Consider the following 22,352-nt stretch of genomic DNA (forward strand, 5'->3'; position numbering starts at 1 on the left):
AAAGGTAGTAGAGTAGAGTCTCTATTACCTTTTTCATTGAGTAAGATCATGGCTTGGATGTGATAAAATGATTTCGAGTATGACAGGGTTTGGACGCGCAAAAGTAGAAAGTGATGCGTTTCAAATTACAGTAGAAATGAAGTCGGTCAATCATCGCTTTTTAGAGATGAATATTCGTCTTCCGAAGCAAATGATGGTGTTCGAGGATAAAATCCGTAAATTAATTGCAGAACAAGTTGGCCGCGGACGTATTGAAGTATCGATTATTGTTGAAGGGGAAGGGCTCGTTGAACGGAAATTACGTGTGGACTGGTCCCTTTTAGAGCAATATAAGCTCATTATGGAAGAAGCGAAAGAGAAATTTCAATTACAGGATTCGATTACATTACAGCAGCTTATTGCAATGCCGGAAGTGACAGCAATTGAAGAAGTTGAAAATGTAAATGAAACGTTTGAACATAGTTTGTATGAAGCGGTTCGCCGCGCAGCTAGTATGTTAAAAACGATGCGTGACGGTGAAGGAGAACGACTACATAAAGATTTGGAGCATCGTTTGCAAGAAATTCACACGTGCGTGCATGCCATTGTTCCCTATGCGCCGTCAGTTATTCAAAAATATCGTGAGCGTTTGGAGAACCGTTTGAAAGAATTACATAATCAAGAATTAGAGGAGCAACGATTACTTACAGAAATAGCGGTGTTTACAGACCGCTGTGATATTCATGAAGAGTTAGTTCGTCTGCAAAGTCATTTAGAACAATTTCAAGAGGCGCTACAAAGTACAGAACCAGTTGGAAGAAAGATGGACTTTATTGTACAAGAGATGCATCGTGAAATAAATACAATTGGTTCGAAAGCAAATGACTTAACAATTTCAAAATATGTTGTTGAAATGAAAAATAATCTTGAAAAAATTCGTGAACAAGTACAAAATATTGAGTAGCTGTCAATTGTATACGGAGTTATACGAGAGAGAGAAATCGGATAGACTTACTAGGAGGCGCAAATTATGGCCATGCGGTTTTTAAATATTGGATATGGAAATATCGTATCTGCACATCGAATTATTTCCATTGTAAGTCCGGAATCAGCACCGATTAAAAGGTTAGTACAGGAAGCTCGCGAACAAAATGTGCTGCTTGATGCTACTTATGGTCGAAAAACACGAGCAGTTATTGTTATGGATGATGGGCATATTGTATTAAGTCCAATACAACCGGAGACAATTGCTCATCGATTAAACAATAAAGAAGATTTAAGTGACGAAGGGTAGGTTTAACATATATATGAGAAGTAGAAGAGGGTTGCTCATTGTTCTTTCAGGGCCTTCTGGTGTTGGAAAAGGAACGGTTCGAAAGGAATTGTTCAGTCAAGAAGATACAAATTTGCAGTACTCTATTTCGGTAACAACGCGTAAACCACGTGAAGGAGAAGTAGATGGTGTTGATTATTTCTTTAAAACGAGAGAAGAGTTTGAAGAGATGATTCGTAACAATAAACTGCTTGAATGGGCAGAATTTGTTGGAAACTATTACGGAACACCAATTGATTATGTAGAGCAGACATTGCAGCAAGGAAAAGATGTTTTTCTAGAAATCGAAGTGCAAGGCGCGATTCAAGTAAAGAAAGCTTTTCCAGAAGGAGTATTTATCTTTTTAGCTCCTCCAAGTTTATCGGAACTAAAAAACCGCATTGTTGGTCGTGGTACAGAAACAGAAGAAGTAATTCAAAATCGTTTAACAGTAGCAAAAGAAGAAATCGAAATGATGGATGCTTATGACTACGTAGTAGAAAATGATGAAGTGGAACTTGCTTGCGAACGTATTAAGGCAATTGTGATAGGTGAACATTGTCGCCGTGAGCGAGTAGCAAAATACTATAAAGAAATGACGGAGGAAATGTAATATGTTAAACCCATCTATTGATGCATTGTTACAAAAAATTGATTCTAAATATACGCTAGTAACAGTAGCTGCAAAGCGCGCTCGTGAAATGCAAGAGCATAACGATTGTAGTGTTGAGCAACCAGTATCTCATAAGTTTGTAGGAAAAGCATTAGAAGAGATTAATGCACAATTATTAAACTACGAACCAAGTGAAGATAATAACGATAAATAAAGCTTTCTTTTCGACAAATAGAGGCATAGATACTATACTTTTCTATGTAACAGTAACAACCTATTTACAAGTAGGTTGTTATTTTTTTACGATATAGATAAATCAACATTAAAAAAACGACATAAAAGCTTTCTTTTTAGGTGGGCGAGAGCATCTGGCCATGCATAGAAGCGGTCAGGGCCTTTTTCTGCCACATGCGAAGTGAAAACAAAGAGAGAAAGCGAGTGCAGGTTCTTCTACATAGCAGCAATCTATATGTCGAAAAATCAAAATGAATTCATATAGGATGGAGAATAACGACAGCTTGTATTTTATGTTGTGATGGTGAATGATTTGAAGTTCGAGTAGGACTAAGTTTCATGAAAGAAAGAGGACGAGACCTATGCTAAAAGGGAAAAAAATACTTTTATGTGTTACAGGAGGCATTGCTGTATTTAAAGCAGCTGCGTTAACAAGTAAATTAACACAAGCAGGTGCGCTTGTGAAAGTAATAATGAGTGAGTCGGCAATGAAGTTTGTTGCACCGCTTACATTTCAAGCGCTTTCTCGTCATGATGTATATACAGATACATTTGATGAAAAAGATTCAGCAGTCATTGCTCATATTGATTTAGCAGACTGGGCTGATGTTGTTCTTGTTGCACCAGCGACAGCAAACATTATTGGTAAATTAGCAAATGGTCTTGCAGATGATATGATTTCAACGACGCTTCTTGCAACCACAGCTCCAGTGTGGATTGCACCTGCCATGAATGTTCATATGTACGAAAATCCAGTTGTTCAAAAAAACATGCAAACATTAAAAAAATTAGGTTATACATTTATTGAGCCTGGTGAAGGATTTTTAGCTTGTGGATATGTCGCTAAAGGTCGATTAGAAGAACCGGAAAACATTGTAGCGATGTTAGAAGTACATTTTTCACAAGGGAAGCCACTTCAAGGAAAACGGATATTAGTGACGGCGGGACCAACGCGTGAGAAGATTGATCCAGTTCGTTTTATGACAAATTTCTCATCTGGCAAAATGGGCTATGCACTTGCGGAAGTTGCGGCAAGTCTTGGAGCAGAAGTCATTCTTGTTTCTGGCCCAACAGCACTAACGCCACCTGCGAATGTAACAACAATACAAGTACAATCAGCGCAAGATATGTTAGAGGCGGTTTTACATCATTATTCCAATATGGATGTTGTGATCAAAACAGCTGCCGTTGCAGATTATCGGCCGAAAATTGTTTTTGATGAAAAAATGAAAAAGCAAAATGGCGATATGGTTATTGAACTTGAACGCACGATAGATATTCTTAAAACATTAGGTGAGCGAAAAGAACATCAATTACTCATTGGTTTTGCAGCAGAAACAACAAATGTTGAAGAGTATGCAACGAAAAAATTACGTGAGAAAAATGCTGACATGATTGTTGCTAATGATGTAAAAGCAGAAGGTGCAGGGTTTGGTACGGATACAAATATTGTTACGATGTATAAACGAAATGGCGCTATAATTAAATTGCCACTGCTAACAAAGCAGGAAGTAGCTAGAGAAATTTTACTACAAATTGAAAAAATGCTGGAAGAGGATCCCGCATGAAATTTGCAAGCGTAATTGTTGATGTTCCAGCAAGGCAAACGGATAGGCCATTCGATTATATAATTCCTAAGCGCTGGGAAGATCTTGTCCAAACAGGCATGCGAGTTGTTGTTCCATTTGGACCACGAAAATTACAAGGATTCATTATTGACATAAAAGATACAGTAGATGTAGATGTAAATAAGTTGAAAACATTGCATGAATTGTTAGACGTAACACCTGTATTAAATGCAGAATTGTTGCAACTTGGAAATTGGCTTACGGAAGAAACACTTTGTTTCACAATTTCAGCGTTCCAAGTTATGCTGCCAGCAGCGATTAAAGCGACATATAAAAAGCAGTTACATCTTCATCGTTCTGAAGATATAGCTGAGAATGTAAAAATTCTCTTTCAAGGAAAAGAAAGTATCGATTGGAGTGTGCTCGATGAACGACCACATTTATACCGTGCGGTCCAAACAGAAATTGCTAAAGGAACAGTGGAAGTTGTCTATGAAGTAAAAGATAAGGCGCAAAAGAAAAAACAAAAAATAATCCAACCTGTTTTGTCTTATGAAGAATTAGAGGAAGCAGCCTTTAACCTAAAAAGTAAAAAACAGCAAGATGTATTGTATTACTTTATGGAACATTATCGGTCCATACCGTTAAAAATAATAACGGAAGAATTGCAAATTACAGATGCTCCGATAAAATCTCTTGTGAAAAAGGGTCTGTTAGCTGAAAAATATGTGGAGATATATCGAAATCCGTATGATGACGATGCTTTTGAGCGCACAAAACCATTCCCGCTTACAGAAGAACAACAACAAGTTATTGCACCGATCCTAACTTCTATTACAAAAGAGAAACATGAGACATTTTTACTGTACGGTGTAACTGGGAGCGGAAAAACGGAAGTGTATTTACAGTCAATTGAAGAAGTGTTGCGAAAAGGAAAAGAAGCGATTGTACTTGTACCGGAAATTTCGTTAACTCCCCAAATGGTTGATCGCTTTAAAGGGCGCTTTGGTTCGCAAGTTGCGGTTCTTCATAGTGCGCTATCTGTTGGGGAAAAATATGATGAATGGCGTAAAATTCTGCGAAAAGAAGTAAAAGTAGTTGTAGGGGCACGTTCAGCAATTTTTGCACCATTTGAGAACTTAGGAATCATTATTATTGATGAAGAGCATGAATCAAGTTACAAACAAGAGGACAATCCGCGTTATCATGCACGTTCTGTTGCAATTTGGCGGGGAGAATATCACAATTGTCCTGTTGTACTAGGAAGTGCCACACCTACACTAGAATCATTTGCTCGTGCAAAAAAAGGTGTATATAAGCTGCTTACAATGACAAAGCGTATGAATAAAAGAGATTTGCCGACAGTTGAGATTATTGATATGAGAGAAGAACTTCGGGAGGGAAATCGTTCTATGTTTTCTCAGCTTCTTCATGAGAAAATAGCGGATCGGTTAGAGAAAAAGGAACAAATGGTACTCTTTTTAAACAGAAGAGGTCATTCGACATTTGTCATGTGCCGTGATTGCGGTTATGTAGTACAATGTCCGCACTGTGATATTTCACTTACATATCACAGGATGAATAATCGCTTGAAATGTCACTATTGTAGTTATGAGGAAAATTTACCAAATGCTTGTCCTGCTTGTAATAGTTCCTATATCCGCTTCTTTGGGACAGGAACACAAAAGGTTGAAGAAGAAATTACAAAACTGTTCCCCGAAGCGCGCGTCATTCGAATGGATGTTGATACGACAAGTCGTAAAGGGATGCATGAAAAGCTCCTGAAGTCATTTGGTGCAGGAGAGGCAGATATTTTACTTGGAACACAAATGATTGCTAAAGGTCTTGATTTTCCAAATGTGACGCTTGTAGGTGTATTAACAGCAGATACGATGCTGCATTTGCCGGATTTTAGGGCGAGCGAAAAAACATATCAGCTTTTAACGCAAGTGAGCGGCCGAGCTGGACGTCACGAACTTCCAGGTGAAGTCGTTATTCAAACGTATACACCCGAGCATTATAGTGTACAATTAGCGAAACAGCAGCAGTATGATATGTTCTTTGAACGCGAGATGTATATGAGGAAAATTCGGCAATATCCACCATATTATTATGTCGCATTAGTTACAGTATCTCATCCAGAATTATTAAAAGCAGTGCAGGTAACGGAGAAGATCGTTGGTTTTTTACGGCAACATTGTGCCCAGCAAACGATGATTTTAGGTCCGGTTGCTTCGGCAATTCCTCGTATAAAAGATAGATATCGCTACCAATGCGTGATAAAATACAAACGGGAACCAAACTTAAAGTACGTGCTCAAAATGGTAAATGAACATTATCAGGCAGAAATGCAGAAAGACTTGCAAATCTCAATTGATTTTAATCCAACTATGTTAATGTAGCGGAGGAAAAAATGGCAATGTTAGAAATTGTAAAACATCCAAATGAAGTATTAGAAACGCCGTGTGAACGTGTTATAAATTTTGATAAAAAGTTAGTGAAGCTTTTAAAAGATATGCACGAAACAATGTTAATTGCAGATGGTGTTGGCTTAGCAGCACCGCAAGTTGGCGTAAGTCTGCAAGTTGCTGTTGTAGACATTGATGATGATAACGGGAAAATTGAGTTGATTAATCCTGTTATTTTAGAGCAACGTGGTGAACAAGTAGGTCCCGAAGGCTGCTTAAGTTTTCCGGGGCTTTTTGGTGATGTAACACGTGCCGAGTATATTAAAGTACGTGCTCAAAATCGCCGTGGAAAAGTATTTTTACTAGAAGCAGACGGGTTTTTAGCTCGTGCAATTCAACATGAAATCGATCATTTACACGGTGTATTATTTATATCTAAAGTAACGCGATATTATGAGGAAAACGAATTAGAAGAGATGTAAAAGGAGAGTTTTTTGAATGGTGAAAGTTGTATTTATGGGAACACCGGACTTTTCAGTGCCGGTGCTTCGTCGTCTTATTGAAGATGGGTATGATGTGATTGGTGCTGTGACACAGCCGGATCGTCCAGTAGGTAGAAAAAAGATTATGACACCAACACCTGTTAAAGTGGAAGCAGAAAAACATGGTATTCCGGTGTTACAACCTTTAAAAATTCGTGAAAAAGATGAATATGAAAAGGTGTTGGCGCTAGAGCCTGATTTAATTGTGACAGCTGCGTTCGGGCAAATTGTGCCAAACGAAATTTTAGAAGCACCGAAGTACGGATGTATTAATGTTCATGCTTCATTACTCCCAGAACTTCGCGGCGGTGCACCTATTCATTATTCCATCATGCAAGGAAAAGAAAAAACAGGCATTACCATTATGTATATGGCAGAAAAATTAGATGCTGGTGATATTTTAACGCAAGTAGAAGTAGAAATTGAAGAACGTGAAACAACTGGTTCATTATTTGATAAATTAAGTGAAGCTGGAGCGCACTTATTATCAAAAACTGTTCCGCTGTTAATACAAGGGAAATTGGAACCAATTAAACAAAATGAGGACGAAGCAACATTTGCTTACAATATTAAACGCGAGCAAGAAAAGATTGATTGGATGAAAACAGGTGAAGAGGTTTACAATCATATTCGTGGTTTAAACCCATGGCCAGTTGCTTATACGACTTTAGCGGGACAAGTTGTAAAAGTATGGTGGGGAGAAAAGGTTTCTGTAAAAGAGCAAGCCGAAGCGGGAACAATTATAGCAGTTGAAGAAGATGGTTTTATTGTGGCAACAGGAAATAAAACGGCAATTAAAATTACCGAGTTGCAACCATCTGGTAAAAAGCGCATGAGCTGTTCACAATTTTTGCGTGGAACAAAGCCTGAAATTGGTACGAAGTTAGGAGTAGACGCATGAAACAAAACGTTCGTGAATTAGCTCTTGACGGTTTAGTACAAGTTGAAAAAAGCGGTGCATACAGTAATTTGCTTTTGAACAATCTTATTGAAAAAAGCAATATTGATAAAAAAGATGTTGGATTGTTAACAGAAATTGTATATGGAACAATTCAAAGACGTGATACACTTGATTATTATTTACAGCCGTTTTTGCGAAAAAAGATTGAACTGTGGGTAAAAGTTCTACTTCGCTTATCTTTATATCAAATGTTATATTTAGATCGTGTTCCAGAGCGAGCAGTAATTCATGAAGCGGTTGAAATTGCAAAACGCCGTGGTCATAAAGGAATTGCAGGGCTTGTTAACGGAGTACTCCGTTCCATTCAGCGTGAAGGCGTTCCATCATTAGATGAGATTAAAAGTTCTGAAAAGCGACTTGCAATTGCAACAAGCCATCCAGAATGGCTTGTAAAAGAATGGATAGAGGCATACGGAATTGAAACGGCACAAAAAATGTGTGAAGTAAACCTACTTCCACCAGTTCCAACCGCCCGAGTTAATGTGGCGAAAGCGTCTATAGAAGAGGCGCTTAAAACGCTAGAAACAGAAGGAATTCAAGCAAAATATGGTGATTTGTCAGAAGATGCAGTTCAAATTGAAAAAGGAAATGTAGCTCATACAAAAGCATTTCAAGAAGGATTGCTATCTATTCAAGATGAAAGTTCTATGCTTGTAGCTCGTGCACTTAATCCAGAAGCGGGAGATACTATCCTTGATAGTTGCGCTGCTCCTGGCGGGAAAACAACGCATATTGCAGAACGCTTGCAAGGAACAGGGAAAGTCATTTCTCTTGATTTACATCCACACAAAGTGCGTTTAATTCAGCAGCAAGCAAAGCGTCTTCAATTAGAAAATGTAGAAGCGAAAACCCTCGATGCACGGAAAGTACAAGAGCATTTTGAACAAGAGAGTTTTGATAAAGTATTAGTAGATGCTCCGTGCTCTGGATTTGGTGTCATTCGCCGTAAACCAGATATTAAAATTGGAAAACAAAAAGAAGATAGTGAAAGACTTGCAAATATTCAACTATCTATTTTAGAAAAGGTAGCTCCTTTGTTGAAAAAGGGAGGACGCCTTGTTTATAGTACGTGTACAATTGAAAAAATAGAAAATGAACAAGTGGTAGAGCTGTTTTTACAATCACATCCTGAATTTGAATGGGATACAACAATGAAAGAACGATTGCCAAAAGCAGTGCATCCGTATGTAGTAGAAGGTGGAGTACAAATTTTACCGCACTACTTTGCGACGGATGGATTTTATATCGCTTGTTTAAGAAAGAAGGTGTAGCATCATGGAAACAACTGCAAAAAAACAAAACAAAGAATTAGAAACGAAAAAAACGTCTATTTATTCCCTGCAGCTTCATGATATGGAACAATGGTTAAAAGAACAAGGGGAACCTAAATTCCGCGCTGGTCAAATTTTTGATTGGCTTTATAAAAAACGTGTAACAACTTTTGAGGATATGTCAAACCTTTCTAAAGGATTGCGTGAAAAATTGTCGAATTCCTTTGATATTACAACTTTAAAAACATTAGTAAAGCAAACATCTTCAGATGGAACAATTAAATTTTTATTCCAACTGCATGATGGCTATTCTATTGAAACAGTATTAATGCGCCATGATTACGGAAATTCAATTTGTGTAACAACACAGGTTGGTTGCCGAATTGGCTGTACGTTTTGCGCATCAACACTTGGCGGCTTAAAACGTAATTTAGAAGCTGGTGAGATTGTTGCACAAGTTGTCGAAGTACAACGTGAGCTAGATACTACAGATGAGCGTGTAAGCTCTCTTGTTGTTATGGGAATCGGAGAGCCGTTTGATAATTATGACAGCTTAATGGCGTTTTTACGTATCGTGAATCATGAAAAAGGACTTCACATTGGAGCGCGTCATATGACGGTATCAACAAGTGGAATTATCCCGAAAATTTATAAGTTTGCTGAAGAAAATATACAAATTAACTTTGCGGTTTCCTTACATGCTCCAAATACAGAGCTGCGTTCAAAATTAATGCCAATTAACCGGGCATACAAGCTACCAGATTTAATGGAAGCTATCAAATATTACATCGAGAAAACCGGGCGTCGTGTTTCGTTTGAATATGGCTTATTTGGAGGAGAAAATGACCAAGTCGAACATGCTGTAGAATTAGCTCAGCTGTTAAAAGGTGTGAAATGTCATGTTAACTTAATTCCAGTTAACTATGTACCAGAACGCGATTATGTGAGAACACCGCGCGAACAAATTTTCTTGTTTGAAAAAACATTAAAAGATCGTGGTGTTAATGTAACGATTCGTCGTGAACAAGGTCATGATATTGATGCAGCCTGCGGTCAATTGCGTGCAAAGGAGCGCAAAGAAGAGACGAGGTGAAATGATGAAAACCGTGTTTCTATCAGATAAAGGAAAAGTTCGCCAACATAATGAAGATAGTACAGGAGTGTTTCATAATCTAGATGGAGATGTTTTAGCGGTTGTAGCAGATGGAATGGGAGGTCATCGAGCAGGCGATGTTGCCAGCTCGATGGCAATCCAATTGTTCCATGACTATTGGAAACAAACGTACAATATGGATACGCCTAAAAAAGCAGAACAATGGTTACATAATCATGCTCAAATTATTAATGAACGAGTATACAAATATTCTGGAGAGCATCCAGAATGTAGTGGAATGGGAACGACAATCGTTGTTGCTTTATGCACAGCTACTTTTGTTACAATTGCCCATATTGGAGATAGTCGCTGTTATATATTATCGGACAATTATATGTCACTTGTAACGGAAGATCATTCCCTTGTAAACGAACTCGTGCGACATGGAGAAATTTCAAAAGAAGATGCTGAATATCATCCAAGGAAAAATGTTTTACTAAGAGCGCTTGGTACGGAAGAAACCGTTATATTAGATGTGAAAACTTTAGTATTAGAAGAGGGAGATCTATTGTTGCTCTGTTCTGATGGATTATCTAATAAAGTTGCAATGAGTCGTATGAAAGAGATTTTACAATCTCATGAGCTTTTGCAAACAAAAAGTGAACAACTTGTGCAGCTTGCAAATGACCTTGGAGGGGAAGATAACATTACTCTTGTCATTATTGATTATGCGGATTCGGCGAACGAAAGTAGGTGAATTACAACGTGATGATTGGAAGACGCCTAAATGACCGTTACAAGCTGCTTAAAATGATTGGTGGCGGGGGAATGGCCAATGTATATTTGGCGCATGATGACATACTTGATCGCGATGTAGCTGTAAAGATGTTACGGCTTGATTATTCAAATAACGAGGAATTTATTAAGCGTTTCCATCGAGAAGCGCAATCGGTTACAACGTTGTCGCATCCAAATATTGTTAATATGTATGATGTTGGAGAAGAAGACGGAATTTATTATCTTGTTATGGAATATGTACCTGGCCAAACGTTAAAGCAATACATACAACAGCGAGGTCTTCTTCCCGTAGGAGAAGCACTTGATATTATGGAACAATTAACTGCTGCGATGGCCCATGCGCATCATTTTGAAATTGTTCACCGTGATATTAAGCCTCATAATATTTTAATTCGAAGTGACGGTGTTGTGAAGGTTACAGATTTTGGTATTGCAACAGCGACAAGCGCAACGACAATCACACATACAAATTCTGTTCTTGGTTCTGTTCATTATTTATCTCCTGAACAGGCAAGAGGCGGTGTTGCCAATAAGCAATCAGATATTTATTCACTTGGAATTGTGATGTTTGAACTATTAACAGGAAGGCCGCCGTTTTCCGGAGAATCTGCTGTTTCTATTGCTCTTAAACATTTGCAAAATGAAACACCATCTCCGAAAAGGTGGAATCCTGATATTCCACAAAGTGTAGAAAATATTATTTTAAAAGCAACAACGAAAGACCCATTTCATCGCTATCAATCTGCAAATGCAATGAAACGTGATATTGAAACAGCATTATATCCAGAGCGAATAAATGAACAACCTTTCCATATACCTGAAGATATGGAAGCAACAAAAGCAATTCCTATCATTCAGCAGGAGCAATTGATAAATACGAATAGTGAAGAAACAATTATTTTATCTGGAAATTCGAAAGAAGAAAAGCAGCAAAATGAACTAAAACAAGAAGAACAACAAAAAAAGAAAAGCAATCGATGGCTCAAGATTTTACTTGCGACTTTCATATTTTTAGTTGTGTGTGGAATATTGGCAGTGACAGTTATTCCAGGTTTCTTTATTCCAAAAGAAGTTAAAGTGCCTGATGTATCTGATATGACATATGAAAAAGCTGTCAATACACTTGTTGATAAAGGATTCGAATTGACGGCACCGCAAGTTATATATACAGATGAAGTCGAAGAAGGTAAGGTCATTAAAACAAATCCAGCTGCAGGAAGAGTTGTGAGAGAGAATACAAAAATTACGATTTTCCAATCAGGTGGGAAACAAAAGAAAAAAATGCCTAATTTAATTGGGAAAGAATATAGTCAGATAAAAGATGAATTGACTCAATATAAGGGTGTTGTTCCTTATTATATTGAAAGCGAAAAGCCGAAGGATGAAATTGTAGAACAAATTCCTGAAGCAGGACAATCTATTGTAGAGGAAGAGCAGGAAATAAAAGTGTGGATTAGTAAGGGTCCGAAACAAATTCGACTCGTTGATTTTTCCGGTTGGACAGAAAATAGTGTGAACAGCTATTTGAACGAGAAAAAGCTTGTGCCAGAAATAAGGAGAGAGTATTCAAATACAGTTGATAAAGGGCTTGTTATTTCACAATCACCAAAGCCAGATACGAATTTAAAAGAAGGGGCAAAAGTAACAATTGTTGTCTCTGAAGGACCGAAAGAAAAGCCGACGAAAACTGTAAAAGTCGACAATATTCCAATTGAGTACCAAGCACCGGCAACTGGAGAGAAAAAACCACAAACAATTGAAATATATAAAGAAGATATGCAGAATACTATGGATAAGCCGTTTGAAACGAGAACGATAACGGAGTCTACGACAATTTCTCTTGATTTTGTTATTGAAGAAGGAAAAAAAGGACGTTATAAAATTGTTCGTGACGGAACGACGTTAATTGAAAAAGATGTTCTGTATCCAACAGAATAAAGTGAAACTCCCGTTAGGAATGCTTACAAATGGTGAGTTGAACGAATCTCGTTCTAAAGTTCAGTATGAATATCTATGAAAAGAAGTTGGCTTTTTATGTTCTTTAGAACAAGATAAATGAAGGAGAGAATGTATGCCAGAAGGGAAAATTATAAAAGCTTTAAGTGGATTCTACTATGTGCAGCATGAAGAGGGGGTAACGCAGTGCCGCGGACGTGGTGTATTTCGTAAACATAAAATTACACCGCTTGTTGGCGATCAAGTCGTATTCCAAGCTGAAAATCCGAGTGAAGGATACGTTCTAGAAATATCAGAGCGAAAAAATGAACTTGTGCGCCCACCGGTTGCCAACGTTGATCAAGCGCTGCTTGTGTTTTCTGCAGTAGAACCAGAGTTTAATCCATTGTTATTAGACCGTTTTTTAGTTTTAATTGAGTTTCATAATATTAAACCAATTATTTGTATTAGTAAGATGGATTTAATAGATGAGAAAACACGTGAAACGATTGAAGCGTATGCACGGGATTACATTGCAATTGGTTACGATGTGGTATTTACTTCAACAACAACTTCAGAGAGTATAGAAGTGTTAAAGCCGTTTTTACAAGGTTGTGTTTCTGTTGTAGCGGGTCAATCTGGTGTAGGGAAATCTTCTCTTTTAAACGTGCTACGTCCAGATTTAGCGTTAAAAACGAGTGGAATTTCAGCTCATTTAGGCCGGGGTAAGCATACGACAAGGCATGTGGAATTAATTGAAGTAGGGAGCGGCCTTGTTGCGGATACACCTGGGTTTAGTTCGCTGGATTTTATCGATATGGAAGTAGAAGATCTCACATATTGTTTTCCGGAGTTGAAAGAACAGAGTCAATACTGTAAGTTTAGAGGTTGTACACATCTTTCTGAACCGAAGTGTGCGGTGAAAGATGCTGTAGAAGAAGGTAGCATTACACGCTATCGTTATGAGCACTATATGCAATTCGTTGAAGAAATTAGAGATAGAAAGCCGAGGTATTAATGATGATTAAAATTGCACCATCGATTTTATCAGCAGACTTTTCAAGATTGGGAGAAGAGATTAAAGATGTAGAAAAAGGTGGAGCAGATTACATACATGTCGATGTAATGGACGGGCATTTTGTTCCAAACATTACGATTGGTCCGTTGATTGTAGAAGCAATTCGTCCAATTACTTCTTTACCACTAGATGTTCATCTTATGATCGAAAATCCGGATCAGTACATTCCTGCTTTTGCGAAAGCGGGAGCGGATATTATTACAGTACATGTAGAAACGTGTCCGCACTTGCATCGTACGATTCAATTAATTAAGTCGCAGGGTATTAAAGCGGGTGTTGTTTTAAATCCACATACACCAGTTTCGATGATTGAGCATGTATTAGAAGATACAGATATGGTGCTACTTATGACGGTAAACCCAGGCTTTGGTGGTCAAAAGTTCATTCATTCTGTATTGCCAAAAATTAAACAAGTTGCTGACATGGTTCGTGAACGCAATTTACAAGTAGAGATTGAAGTTGATGGCGGCGTTAATGTAGAAACAGCGAAATTATGTGTAGAAGCAGGAGCGAATGTTCTCGTTGCAGGATCTGCTGTATACAATCAAAAAGATCGCGGGGCAGCAATTGCAGCTATTCGCGGATAAAGTGAAACTTCCAGCAGTGGGGGCTTTCTTCATCCCCCACCTATCTTCTTTGCTTTTCTCTGAATCTTGAGGTGGGGGTCTTACTGCCTGTTAATGCGGAATAAAAATGAATTTGTAGGTAAATTGGTTAAAGAAAAAAGGTAATCTAGCTATTGGTAGATTGCCTTTTTTCTATAGAAGGAGAGAGAACATGATTATTCATATTTTAGCTGGAGGTCCAGTAGAGTGTTGTGCAGATTTTTCAAAATATGAGAGTGAAGAGGTTGTATGGGCAGCTGTTGATCGAGGAGTATATCATTTGATGCAGCTTGGAATAATACCACAAGTAGCTTTTGGTGATTATGATTCTGTTACAGAAGAAGAGTTAGTATGGATGCAAAAACAGAAACGAGACTTGCATATTGTGCCGAAAGAAAAGGATCAAACGGATTTGGAGATTGCAATTAACTGGGCTTTAGAGCAAGAGTCTGAACAAATTCGAATTTTTGGTGCAACAGGTGGAAGGTTAGATCATAGTTTAGCCAACATTCAAATGTTACTAAAAGGTTTACAAGCAAATGTAAACATGAGCATTGTAGATTATAAAAATGAAATTTCTGTTAAAGAATCGGGTACATATACAGTGGAAGAAAATTCATTATTCCCTTACATATCTTTTGTTCCTGTTACAGAAATAGTAACCGGAATTACACTTCGCGGTTTTAAATATCCTCTTACAGATAAAACGATAAAATGGGGATCGACACTTTGTATTAGTAATGAACTCGTTGCGGAAAAAGGTACTTTTTCATTTACTTCTGGCATATTAATGGTGATAAGAAGCACTGATTGAAGAACTACTTTTGTTGCTACGTCATATAGTAAACAAGTGGAGTAATGGGGATTAGGAGGGAAACCATGAGATTTTATACAATTAAGTTGCCGAAATTTCTTGGTGGAATTGTTCGCGCGGTGTTAAATACCTTTAAAAAGGAATAAAAAAAGCACCTGTTACCGGTGCTTTTTTCATGAGGATAATAAAAAAAGAGCCAATAGGCTCTTTTTTATTATTAAACACGTTCGATTTTGCCAGATTTTAATGCTCTAGCAGAAACGTAAACACGTTGAACTTTACCGTCAATGCGTACGCGAACTTTTTGAAGGTTAGCGCCCCATTTACGTTTTGTAGCGTTCATTGCGTGAGAACGAGAGTTACCAGAACGAGCTTTTCTTCCAGTAATAGCACAAACACGAGCCATCTATATTTCCCTCCCTTAACTACCGTAACTTACGTAATTTTCAATGTTAGTCTTTTATGCGATGCTAAAAACACTACTATAATTTAACACAACTAAAAAGAGAATGCAACAGTGTATAAGAAAGAAATCAAGAAAAATTACTTGACACTATATGTAAGAAAAACGAAATCAAGAAAAATCACTTGACATATCATAGGGGTATGTGTTGTATAATAACAATGGACTATTTTGCTCATCATAAAAAGAAGTGCTATATTATTCTATAAGTACGAGAGCGAAAGTAAAGAACGTTGGAATTTTTTTTGAAAAGATTATATGATAGTAATTAAAGTAGTCTAGCTCACTTTCACCATTTCTAAAGGGGGAAAAGAGATGTCAATTGAAATCAAAACAAAGTACGGTCAAATTGATATTAGTACAGAAGTAATTGCAACAATTGCTGGGGGCGCTGCAGTAGATTGCTACGGCATCGTTGGTATGGCGTCAAAAAATCAATTAAAAGATGGATTAACAGAAATCTTACGAAAAGAAAATTTCACAAGAGGCGTTATTGTTCGTAAAGAGAACGATGAAGTACATATTGACATGTATATTATCGTGAGCTATGGTACAAAAATTTCAGAGGTAGCACACAATGTTCAAACGAAAGTGAAGTATACATTAGATCAAACAGTAGGACTAGCTGTAGATTCTGTAAACATCTACGTACAAGGAGTTAAAGTAACAAACTTGTAATGTGCATTAAGGAGGAAAATCTGTGTCAATTCAAAAAATTGATGGGAAGCGTTTAGCCCAAATGATTCTGCAAGGGGCAAATAATTTAACAAATAACGTCAAGCTAGTTGATGCTTTAAACGTTTTTCCAGTTCCAGATGGCGATACCGGTACAAACATGAATTTATCGATGACTTCAGGAGCGCGAGAAGTAAAGAAAAATCCTTCTGAGCATGCTGGGAAAGTCGGAGTGAGTTTAGCAAAAGGATTATTAATGGGAGCACGTGGGAATTCTGGCGTAATTTTATCTCAGCTTTTCCGTGGTTTCTCAAAATCTATTGAGCAAAAAGAAATGTTAACAACAGTTGACTTTGCTGATGCTTTAGAAGCTGGTGTAGGAACTGCATATAAAGCAGTTATGAAACCGATTGAAGGAACGATTTTAACTGTTGCAAGAGAAACGAGTGAATATGCAGTCACAGTTGCGAAAAAACAACGCGACTTTGTTTTGTTTATGGAAGAAGTTGTGAAAGAGGCGAACGCATCTTTAAATCGTACGCCGGATTTATTACCTGTATTAAAGCAAGTTGGTGTTGTAGATAGCGGTGGTAAAGGCCTTGTTGTTGTGTATGAAGGATTTTTAGCTGATTTAAAAGGTGAAACAATTACTTCTGATGAGCCAGTGCAACCATCTATGAATGAAATGGTACGTGCAGAACATCACCGTAGTGTACAAAGCCAATTGAGTACAGAAGATATCACATATGGCTACTGTACAGAATTTATGGTCAAGCTAGATGAAGAGAAGATGAAAGAACATAACTTCTCTGAGCAAAAATTCCGTGAAGATATTAGTGCATATGGTGATTCATTGCTGGTTGTAGCTGATGATGAAATCGTGAAAATTCACATTCATGCAGAGCATCCTGGAGATGCAATGAACTACGGACAGCGTTATGGTAGCTTAATTAATATTAAAGTAGAAAATATGCGTGAACAACATACAGCTTTGTTAGATGAGCCTGCAATGATGCATGAAGAAGCGAAACAACCTGCAGAAAAGCAGACTTATGGAATTGTAACGGTGGCAATGGGGTCTGGTATTAAAGAATTGTTTGAAAGTATCGGTGCGACGGTAGTTATTGAAGGCGGTCAAACGATGAACCCAAGTACAGAGGATATTGTAAAAGCGATTGAAGAAGCTAATGCAGAAAAAATTATTATATTACCGAACAACGGTAATATTGTAATGGCTGCAGAACAAGCTGCTTCTATAGTGAACCAAGAAGTAATCGTTGTTCGTTCGAAAACAGTTCCGCAAGGTATGGCAGCGATGCTTGCTTTCAATCCAGAAGGAACGCTTGAAGAAAATGAAGCGAATATGAACGAAGCGCTTGCTCATGTGAAGACAGGTCAAATTACGTATGCGGTTCGTGATACAGAGATTGATGGCGTGACAATTCACAAAGATGATTTTATGTGCATTGCAGACGGGAAAATTGTATCAACAGATACAGAAAAATTGAACGCTGCGAAAAAGCTGTTAGAAAATATGCTTGATGAAGATGCAGAAATCTTAACGATTTTACAAGGTGAGGATGCATCGGAAGAAGAAGTAGCTGCATTAGTAGCATTTGTAGCAGAAAACTTTGAAGATGTAGAGGTAGAAGTTCATAATGGAAATCAACCTATATATTCTTTCATTTTTTCTGTAGAATAAGGTGAAACTTCATCCCTGTTGATGGTTAGTTCCACCACTCTAGATTTGCAGGTAGCGTATCTTTATTGAAAAATGGGATTACTCTCTGTATTAGGGTGAGACAATATAAATGATGAGAGGGCCTTACTAGCTAATACAGTGAGGCTCTCTTTCTTATTTATCCCGCTATTCGCGGGCAGTAAGACCCCCACCTCAAGATTGAGAGAGAAGCAAAGAAGATAGGTAGGGGATAACTGTCCGAAAAAGCTCGATTGGTGAGAGTTTGCCACAAGCAGGGAGATGAAAACCCCTACTTGTGGAAGTTTCACTTTATAATAAGTGTTGTTATTAAGAAAATGGTAGGAAAATAGAAACAGCTATTTAGATGAAATGTGAATTGGTATATATGGGTAGATAAAGGTGAAACGACTACTACGCTCTACTAATGCTATGGTAGAATAGGAGAGGTAGCGATTGCATATTCGAAATGAAAATGAATATATATAATTATTATGATATAATGTGTGAAGAAAGAAGATATGTGTTGGTGTATGTGAATGGTTAGGAATAAGATTTGACGGGGCGTGAAGATCTTGAGTGAAGTTGTGCAAGTTCCTATTACGGATGTGAAAGGGATTGGAGAAGAAACAGCTGTATTATTAAATGAGATGGGGATTTTTACGGTTTCTGATTTGTTAGAACATTTTCCGTATCGTTACGAAGACTATGCAATGAAAGATTTAGCTGAAGTTAAGCATGAAGAACGTGTAACGGTGGAAGGGAAAGTACATAGTGCCCCTCTTTTGCAATATTATGGAAAAAAGAAATCACGTCTCACTGTTCGTGTTCTCGTTGGGCGTTATTTAATTACAGCGGTATGCTTTAACAGACCGTACTATAAGCAAAAATTAAATATTGATGAAACAGTCACAATAACTGGAAAGTGGGATCAACATCGTCAAACGATTTCAGTGTCTGAACTTCACTTTGGACCAGTTGTTCGTCAGCAAGAAGTAGAACCGGTATATTCAGTTAAAGGAAAATTGACGGTAAAACAGATGCGTCGTTTTATTGCACAAGCTTTTAAAGAATATGGTTCTTTTGTGAAAGAAGTACTGCCAGATGGGCTGTTGTCCCGCTACAAATTATTATCTCGTTACGAGGCGCTGTATGCCCTACATTTTCCTAGCGGACAAGAAGATATGAAACAGGCGCGCCGTCGTTTTGTATATGAAGAATTTTTCTTGTTTCAATTAAAGATGCAGGCACTTCGCAAAATGGAAAGAGAAAGTTCAAAGGGTGTAACAAAAAATGTCTCTCTTGAGCAGCTAGAAGAGTTTATAAAAGCGCTGCCCTTTCCGTTAACAAATGCGCAGTATCGTGTTGTTTCGGAAATTATGAAAGATTTGCAGTCGCCGTATCGAATGAATCGCTTATTACAAGGGGATGTAGGTTCTGGGAAAACGATAGTTGCCGCAATTGCTTTATATGCTGCGAAATTAGCTGGATATCAAGGGGCATTAATGGTACCGACAGAAATTTTAGCGGAGCAGCATTATCAATCACTCGTATCTACATTTTCTTATTTTAATATGAACATTGAATTATTAACAAGCTCTGTAAAGGGAGCGCGTCGCCGTGAAGTATTAGCTAGGCTAGAACAAGGAGAAATTGATATTCTCGTTGGAACGCATGCTCTAATTCAAGATGAAGTTATATTTCACAGACTTGGGCTTGTTATTACGGATGAACAACATCGTTTTGGTGTAGCGCAGCGTCGCGTTTTAAGAGAAAAAGGTGAAAGTCCAGATGTTTTATTTATGACAGCGACACCAATTCCTCGTACATTAGCAATTACTGCGTTTGGTGAAATGGATGTATCAATCATTGATGAGATGCCAGCAGGTCGTAAAGTGATTGAAACGTACTGGGCGAAACACGATATGTTTGAACGTGTTCTTGGATTTGTCGAGAAAGAAGTGAACAAAGGACGACAAGCATATGTCATTTGTCCGCTAATTGAAGAATCAGAGAAACTAGACGTACAAAATGCAATTGATTTGCATAGTATGCTGACCCATCATTATCAAGGGAAATTTCAAGTTGGATTGATGCATGGGCGCCTTTCTTCTCAGGAGAAAGACGAAGTAATGCATCAATTTAGCGAAAATAAAGTGCAAATTCTCATTTCGACAACAGTTGTAGAAGTTGGTGTGAACGTGCCGAATGCAACAATGATGGTTATCTATGATGCAGAACGTTTTGGATTATCGCAACTTCACCAACTTCGTGGTCGTGTGGGGCGTGGAAGTGAACAATCGTACTGTATTTTAATTGCTGATCCGAAATCAGAAACAGGAAAAGAACGTATGCGCATCATGACAGAGACGAATGATGGTTTTGTGTTATCGGAAAAAGATTTAGAATTGCGTGGTCCTGGGGATTTCTTTGGAAGTAAGCAAAGTGGTTTGCCTGAATTTAAAGTAGCTGATATGGTGCATGATTATCGAGCATTAGAAACTGCTAGGCAGGATGCTGCTTTACTTGTTGATTCGACTGCATTTTGGAAAAGTGAACAGTATGAAATGCTACGAATTTTTTTGGAAAAATCAGGAGTTTTCCAAGGGGAAAAGCTTGATTAAAGTGGAAGAAACAAAAAAATGTTGCATTCTGTTTTCAATGCTTATATACTACTGTTAGTACCTAGTCATAAAAATGGATGGTGCGGAATGAAAAAAAGAAGAAACAAAAAAGAAAGACAAGAATTGTTACAACAAACAATAGAAGCAAATCCGTTTATTACGGATGAAGAATTAGCTGAACAATTTCAAGTGAGTATTCAAACGATTCGTCTCGATCGTATGGAACTTTCAATTCCGGAATTGCGAGAACGAATTAAACATGTGGCAACGAAACAACATGAAGAAGATGTAAAATCCTTGCCCCTTGATGAAGTGGTAGGAGAAATTATTGATATAGAATTAGATAGACATGCCATTTCAATTTTTGAAGTGAAAGAAGAACATGTCTTTAAACGTAATCAAATTGCTCGTGGGCATCATTTATTTGCGCAAGCGAACTCATTAGCTGTTGCTGTTATTGATGAAGAACTAGCTTTAACTGCGAAGTCTACCATTCGATATATTCGTCCTGTAAAATTAGGAGAGCGTGTTGTTGCAAAAGCGCGTGTTGAAGATGTGGAGAATGATAAAGGACGGACGGTTGTCAAAGTGCAAAGTTTTGTTGGAGATGAACTTGTTTTTAAAGGCACTTTTGAAATGTATCGATCTAGTAATTATGGTGAGGAAGGTAACAACTTATGAGAATCGCAATAGATGCAATGGGTGGCGATCATGCGCCAAAATCTGTCGTACTCGGAGCAATGAAAGCAATTAAACAATATTCAGATTTACATATTACATTAGTAGGAAAAGAAGACGAAATTCGCAAGTATTTAACAAGTGAAGAACGTATTACTGTACTGCATACAGATGAAGTAATTGAAGGAACGGATGAGCCGGTACGAGCGGTACGTCGCAAAAAACAAGCTTCGATGGTACTTGCTGCGCAGCAAGTAAAAGAAGGTGCAGCTGATGCTTGTATTTCCGCAGGGAATACGGGGGCTCTTATGGCAGCTGGATTATTTGTAATTGGACGTATAGACGGGATTGAGCGTCCAGCTCTTTCGCCTACTATGCCAACAGTAGACTGTAAAGGCTTTGTTATGTTAGATGTTGGAGCAAACGTCGATGCAAAAGCAATTCATTTATACCAATATGCTGTAATGGGATCTGTATATGCAGAGAAAGTGAGAGGAATTGCAAGTCCTCGCGTAGGTCTTTTAAATGTTGGAACTGAGGATGGAAAAGGAAACGAGCTTTCTAAGCAAGTTTTTGCAATGCTAAAAGATGCACCGATTAACTTTGTTGGAAATGTAGAATCACGAGACTTATTACAAGGTGTAGCTGATGTGGTTGTTTGTGATGGATTTACCGGAAATGTTGCCCTTAAAACGTTAGAGGGTACTGCACTTGCATTATTCTCGATGCTAAAAGAGCAATTAATGAGTTCGTTTACAAGTAAACTAGCGGCGGCGGTATTAAAACCAAAGCTTATGGTGTTAAAAGATAAAATGGATTATTCAGAGTATGGAGGAGCTGCTTTATTTGGATTGAAAGCTCCTGTCATCAAAGCGCATGGTTCTTCCAATGACCAATCGATTTTTAGCGCGATTCGTCAAACTAGAGAAATGGTAGCGAAGGAAGTTATTCCTACTATTACGAGTGTAATAGAGGAGGAGCCGCTTCAATAATGAGGAGGAT

Annotated in this window: 22 protein-coding genes; 21 read left to right on the forward strand and 1 reads right to left on the reverse strand. The window is 37.9% G+C overall.

The genetic code is table 11. The features are described 5' to 3' along the window. The first annotated feature begins 67 nt into the window (after positions 1-67). The 16 genes from LRP84_RS01480 to spoVM all read left to right on the forward strand — a co-directional run bounded on the left by LRP84_RS01480 (position 68) and on the right by spoVM (position 15,357). Complete coding sequence (locus LRP84_RS01480; RefSeq protein ID WP_098311139.1) at positions 68-943, forward strand: YicC/YloC family endoribonuclease; 876 nt, start codon at positions 68-70, stop codon at positions 941-943. 66 nt (positions 944-1,009) lie between these two features. Further along, positions 1,010-1,273 carry an extracellular matrix/biofilm regulator RemA gene (gene remA, locus LRP84_RS01485; RefSeq protein WP_020059206.1) on the forward strand — a complete coding sequence of 88 codons (264 nt, stop codon included), beginning with the start codon at positions 1,010-1,012 and terminating at the stop codon, positions 1,271-1,273. Between the two features lie 13 nt (positions 1,274-1,286). After that, on the forward strand, positions 1,287-1,904 hold the full coding sequence (gene gmk / locus LRP84_RS01490) for a guanylate kinase (protein ID WP_230573450.1): 618 nt from the start codon (positions 1,287-1,289) through the stop codon (positions 1,902-1,904). Position 1,905: 1 nt separating this feature from the next. Further along, the gene (gene rpoZ / locus LRP84_RS01495; RefSeq protein ID WP_230573451.1) at positions 1,906-2,118 is read left to right on the forward strand and encodes a DNA-directed RNA polymerase subunit omega; all 213 of its coding nucleotides are present in this window, start codon (positions 1,906-1,908) and stop codon (positions 2,116-2,118) included. Positions 2,119-2,500: 382 nt separating this feature from the next. Then, positions 2,501-3,706, forward strand: a complete 1,206-nt coding sequence (gene coaBC / locus LRP84_RS01500; protein ID WP_230573452.1) for a bifunctional phosphopantothenoylcysteine decarboxylase/phosphopantothenate--cysteine ligase CoaBC — start codon at positions 2,501-2,503, stop codon at positions 3,704-3,706. Then, the gene (gene priA, locus LRP84_RS01505) at positions 3,703-6,108 is read left to right on the forward strand and encodes a primosomal protein N' (protein WP_230573453.1); all 2,406 of its coding nucleotides are present in this window, start codon (positions 3,703-3,705) and stop codon (positions 6,106-6,108) included. Before coaBC ends, priA begins: the two co-directional genes overlap by 4 nt. A gap of 11 nt (positions 6,109-6,119) precedes the next feature. Beyond that, positions 6,120-6,596, forward strand: a complete 477-nt coding sequence (gene def / locus LRP84_RS01510; RefSeq protein ID WP_230573454.1) for a peptide deformylase — start codon at positions 6,120-6,122, stop codon at positions 6,594-6,596. A gap of 16 nt (positions 6,597-6,612) precedes the next feature. Further along, positions 6,613-7,557 carry a methionyl-tRNA formyltransferase gene (gene fmt, locus LRP84_RS01515; protein ID WP_230573455.1) on the forward strand — a complete coding sequence of 315 codons (945 nt, stop codon included), beginning with the start codon at positions 6,613-6,615 and terminating at the stop codon, positions 7,555-7,557. Beyond that, positions 7,554-8,888, forward strand: coding sequence for a 16S rRNA (cytosine(967)-C(5))-methyltransferase RsmB (gene rsmB / locus LRP84_RS01520; protein ID WP_230573456.1), 1,335 nt, complete (start codon positions 7,554-7,556; stop codon positions 8,886-8,888). The genes fmt and rsmB overlap by 4 nt, the downstream gene beginning before the upstream one ends. Before the next feature lie 4 nt (positions 8,889-8,892). Continuing rightward, positions 8,893-9,981 carry a dual-specificity RNA methyltransferase RlmN gene (gene rlmN, locus LRP84_RS01525; protein ID WP_230573457.1) on the forward strand — a complete coding sequence of 363 codons (1,089 nt, stop codon included), beginning with the start codon at positions 8,893-8,895 and terminating at the stop codon, positions 9,979-9,981. 4 nt (positions 9,982-9,985) lie between these two features. Then, positions 9,986-10,738 carry a Stp1/IreP family PP2C-type Ser/Thr phosphatase gene (locus tag LRP84_RS01530; protein WP_230573458.1) on the forward strand — a complete coding sequence of 251 codons (753 nt, stop codon included), beginning with the start codon at positions 9,986-9,988 and terminating at the stop codon, positions 10,736-10,738. A gap of 8 nt (positions 10,739-10,746) precedes the next feature. Then, a complete protein-coding gene (gene pknB / locus LRP84_RS01535; protein ID WP_230573459.1) occupies positions 10,747-12,717 on the forward strand; it encodes a Stk1 family PASTA domain-containing Ser/Thr kinase in 1,971 nt (656 codons plus the stop codon). A gap of 133 nt (positions 12,718-12,850) precedes the next feature. Further along, positions 12,851-13,732, forward strand: coding sequence for a ribosome small subunit-dependent GTPase A (gene rsgA / locus LRP84_RS01540; protein ID WP_230573460.1), 882 nt, complete (start codon positions 12,851-12,853; stop codon positions 13,730-13,732). A 2-nt stretch (positions 13,733-13,734) separates the two neighbouring features. Then, positions 13,735-14,379 carry a ribulose-phosphate 3-epimerase gene (gene rpe / locus LRP84_RS01545; protein WP_230573461.1) on the forward strand — a complete coding sequence of 215 codons (645 nt, stop codon included), beginning with the start codon at positions 13,735-13,737 and terminating at the stop codon, positions 14,377-14,379. Positions 14,380-14,569: 190 nt separating this feature from the next. Beyond that, positions 14,570-15,211: a thiamine diphosphokinase gene (locus LRP84_RS01550; protein ID WP_230573462.1), complete on the forward strand. Its 642-nt coding sequence runs from the start codon at positions 14,570-14,572 to the stop codon at positions 15,209-15,211. 65 nt (positions 15,212-15,276) lie between these two features. After that, entirely contained in the window at positions 15,277-15,357 is an 81-nt protein-coding gene (gene spoVM, locus LRP84_RS01555; RefSeq protein ID WP_098309662.1) for a stage V sporulation protein SpoVM, read from the forward strand. A gap of 71 nt (positions 15,358-15,428) precedes the next feature. Here the strand turns inward: spoVM and rpmB are convergent, their stop codons facing one another. Then, positions 15,429-15,617: a 50S ribosomal protein L28 gene (rpmB, locus tag LRP84_RS01560; RefSeq protein WP_000124776.1), complete on the reverse strand. Its 189-nt coding sequence runs from the start codon at positions 15,615-15,617 to the stop codon at positions 15,429-15,431. 372 nt (positions 15,618-15,989) lie between these two features. Between rpmB and LRP84_RS01565 the strand changes: the two genes are divergently transcribed. The 5 genes from LRP84_RS01565 to plsX all read left to right on the forward strand — a co-directional run bounded on the left by LRP84_RS01565 (position 15,990) and on the right by plsX (position 22,342). Then, positions 15,990-16,352 (forward strand): Asp23/Gls24 family envelope stress response protein, encoded by a 363-nt coding sequence (locus LRP84_RS01565; protein WP_098309663.1) that lies wholly within the window; start codon positions 15,990-15,992, stop codon positions 16,350-16,352. 22 nt (positions 16,353-16,374) lie between these two features. Then, entirely contained in the window at positions 16,375-18,051 is a 1,677-nt protein-coding gene (locus LRP84_RS01570; RefSeq protein ID WP_230573463.1) for a DAK2 domain-containing protein, read from the forward strand. A gap of 572 nt (positions 18,052-18,623) precedes the next feature. Further along, positions 18,624-20,672: an ATP-dependent DNA helicase RecG gene (gene recG, locus LRP84_RS01575; protein ID WP_230573464.1), complete on the forward strand. Its 2,049-nt coding sequence runs from the start codon at positions 18,624-18,626 to the stop codon at positions 20,670-20,672. A gap of 87 nt (positions 20,673-20,759) precedes the next feature. Beyond that, on the forward strand, positions 20,760-21,353 hold the full coding sequence (gene fapR, locus LRP84_RS01580) for a transcription factor FapR (protein WP_230573465.1): 594 nt from the start codon (positions 20,760-20,762) through the stop codon (positions 21,351-21,353). After that, a complete protein-coding gene (gene plsX, locus LRP84_RS01585) occupies positions 21,350-22,342 on the forward strand; it encodes a phosphate acyltransferase PlsX (protein WP_230573466.1) in 993 nt (330 codons plus the stop codon). Before fapR ends, plsX begins: the two co-directional genes overlap by 4 nt. Positions 22,343-22,352: the final 10 nt, after the last annotated feature.

This window comes from Bacillus rhizoplanae, assembly GCF_917563915.1.
GTDB classification, from domain to species: Bacteria; Bacillota; Bacilli; order Bacillales; family Bacillaceae_G; genus Bacillus_A; species Bacillus_A rhizoplanae.

Excerpts from the sequence above, each read along its gene's own strand:
- rsgA (WP_230573460.1), top strand. The coding sequence starts at position 12,851 with ATGCCAGAAGGGAAAATTATAAAAGCTTTAAGTGGATTCTACTATGTG.
- rpe (WP_230573461.1), top strand. The coding sequence starts at position 13,735 with ATGATTAAAATTGCACCATCGATTTTATCAGCAGACTTTTCAAGATTG.
- LRP84_RS01480 (WP_098311139.1), top strand. The coding sequence starts at position 68 with ATGATTTCGAGTATGACAGGGTTTGGACGCGCAAAAGTAGAAAGTGAT.
- fmt (WP_230573455.1), top strand. The coding sequence starts at position 6,613 with ATGGTGAAAGTTGTATTTATGGGAACACCGGACTTTTCAGTGCCGGTG.
- fapR (WP_230573465.1), top strand. The coding sequence starts at position 20,760 with ATGAAAAAAAGAAGAAACAAAAAAGAAAGACAAGAATTGTTACAACAA.
- def (WP_230573454.1), top strand. The coding sequence starts at position 6,120 with ATGGCAATGTTAGAAATTGTAAAACATCCAAATGAAGTATTAGAAACG.
- priA (WP_230573453.1), top strand. The coding sequence starts at position 3,703 with ATGAAATTTGCAAGCGTAATTGTTGATGTTCCAGCAAGGCAAACGGAT.
- rpoZ (WP_230573451.1), top strand. The coding sequence starts at position 1,906 with ATGTTAAACCCATCTATTGATGCATTGTTACAAAAAATTGATTCTAAA.
- plsX (WP_230573466.1), top strand. The coding sequence starts at position 21,350 with ATGAGAATCGCAATAGATGCAATGGGTGGCGATCATGCGCCAAAATCT.
- spoVM (WP_098309662.1), top strand. The coding sequence starts at position 15,277 with ATGAGATTTTATACAATTAAGTTGCCGAAATTTCTTGGTGGAATTGTT.
- rsmB (WP_230573456.1), top strand. The coding sequence starts at position 7,554 with ATGAAACAAAACGTTCGTGAATTAGCTCTTGACGGTTTAGTACAAGTT.
- rlmN (WP_230573457.1), top strand. The coding sequence starts at position 8,893 with ATGGAAACAACTGCAAAAAAACAAAACAAAGAATTAGAAACGAAAAAA.
- LRP84_RS01530 (WP_230573458.1), top strand. The coding sequence starts at position 9,986 with ATGAAAACCGTGTTTCTATCAGATAAAGGAAAAGTTCGCCAACATAAT.
- coaBC (WP_230573452.1), top strand. The coding sequence starts at position 2,501 with ATGCTAAAAGGGAAAAAAATACTTTTATGTGTTACAGGAGGCATTGCT.
- LRP84_RS01565 (WP_098309663.1), top strand. The coding sequence starts at position 15,990 with ATGTCAATTGAAATCAAAACAAAGTACGGTCAAATTGATATTAGTACA.
- LRP84_RS01550 (WP_230573462.1), top strand. The coding sequence starts at position 14,570 with ATGATTATTCATATTTTAGCTGGAGGTCCAGTAGAGTGTTGTGCAGAT.
- gmk (WP_230573450.1), top strand. The coding sequence starts at position 1,287 with ATGAGAAGTAGAAGAGGGTTGCTCATTGTTCTTTCAGGGCCTTCTGGT.
- rpmB (WP_000124776.1), bottom strand. The coding sequence starts at position 15,617 with ATGGCTCGTGTTTGTGCTATTACTGGAAGAAAAGCTCGTTCTGGTAAC.
- remA (WP_020059206.1), top strand. The coding sequence starts at position 1,010 with ATGGCCATGCGGTTTTTAAATATTGGATATGGAAATATCGTATCTGCA.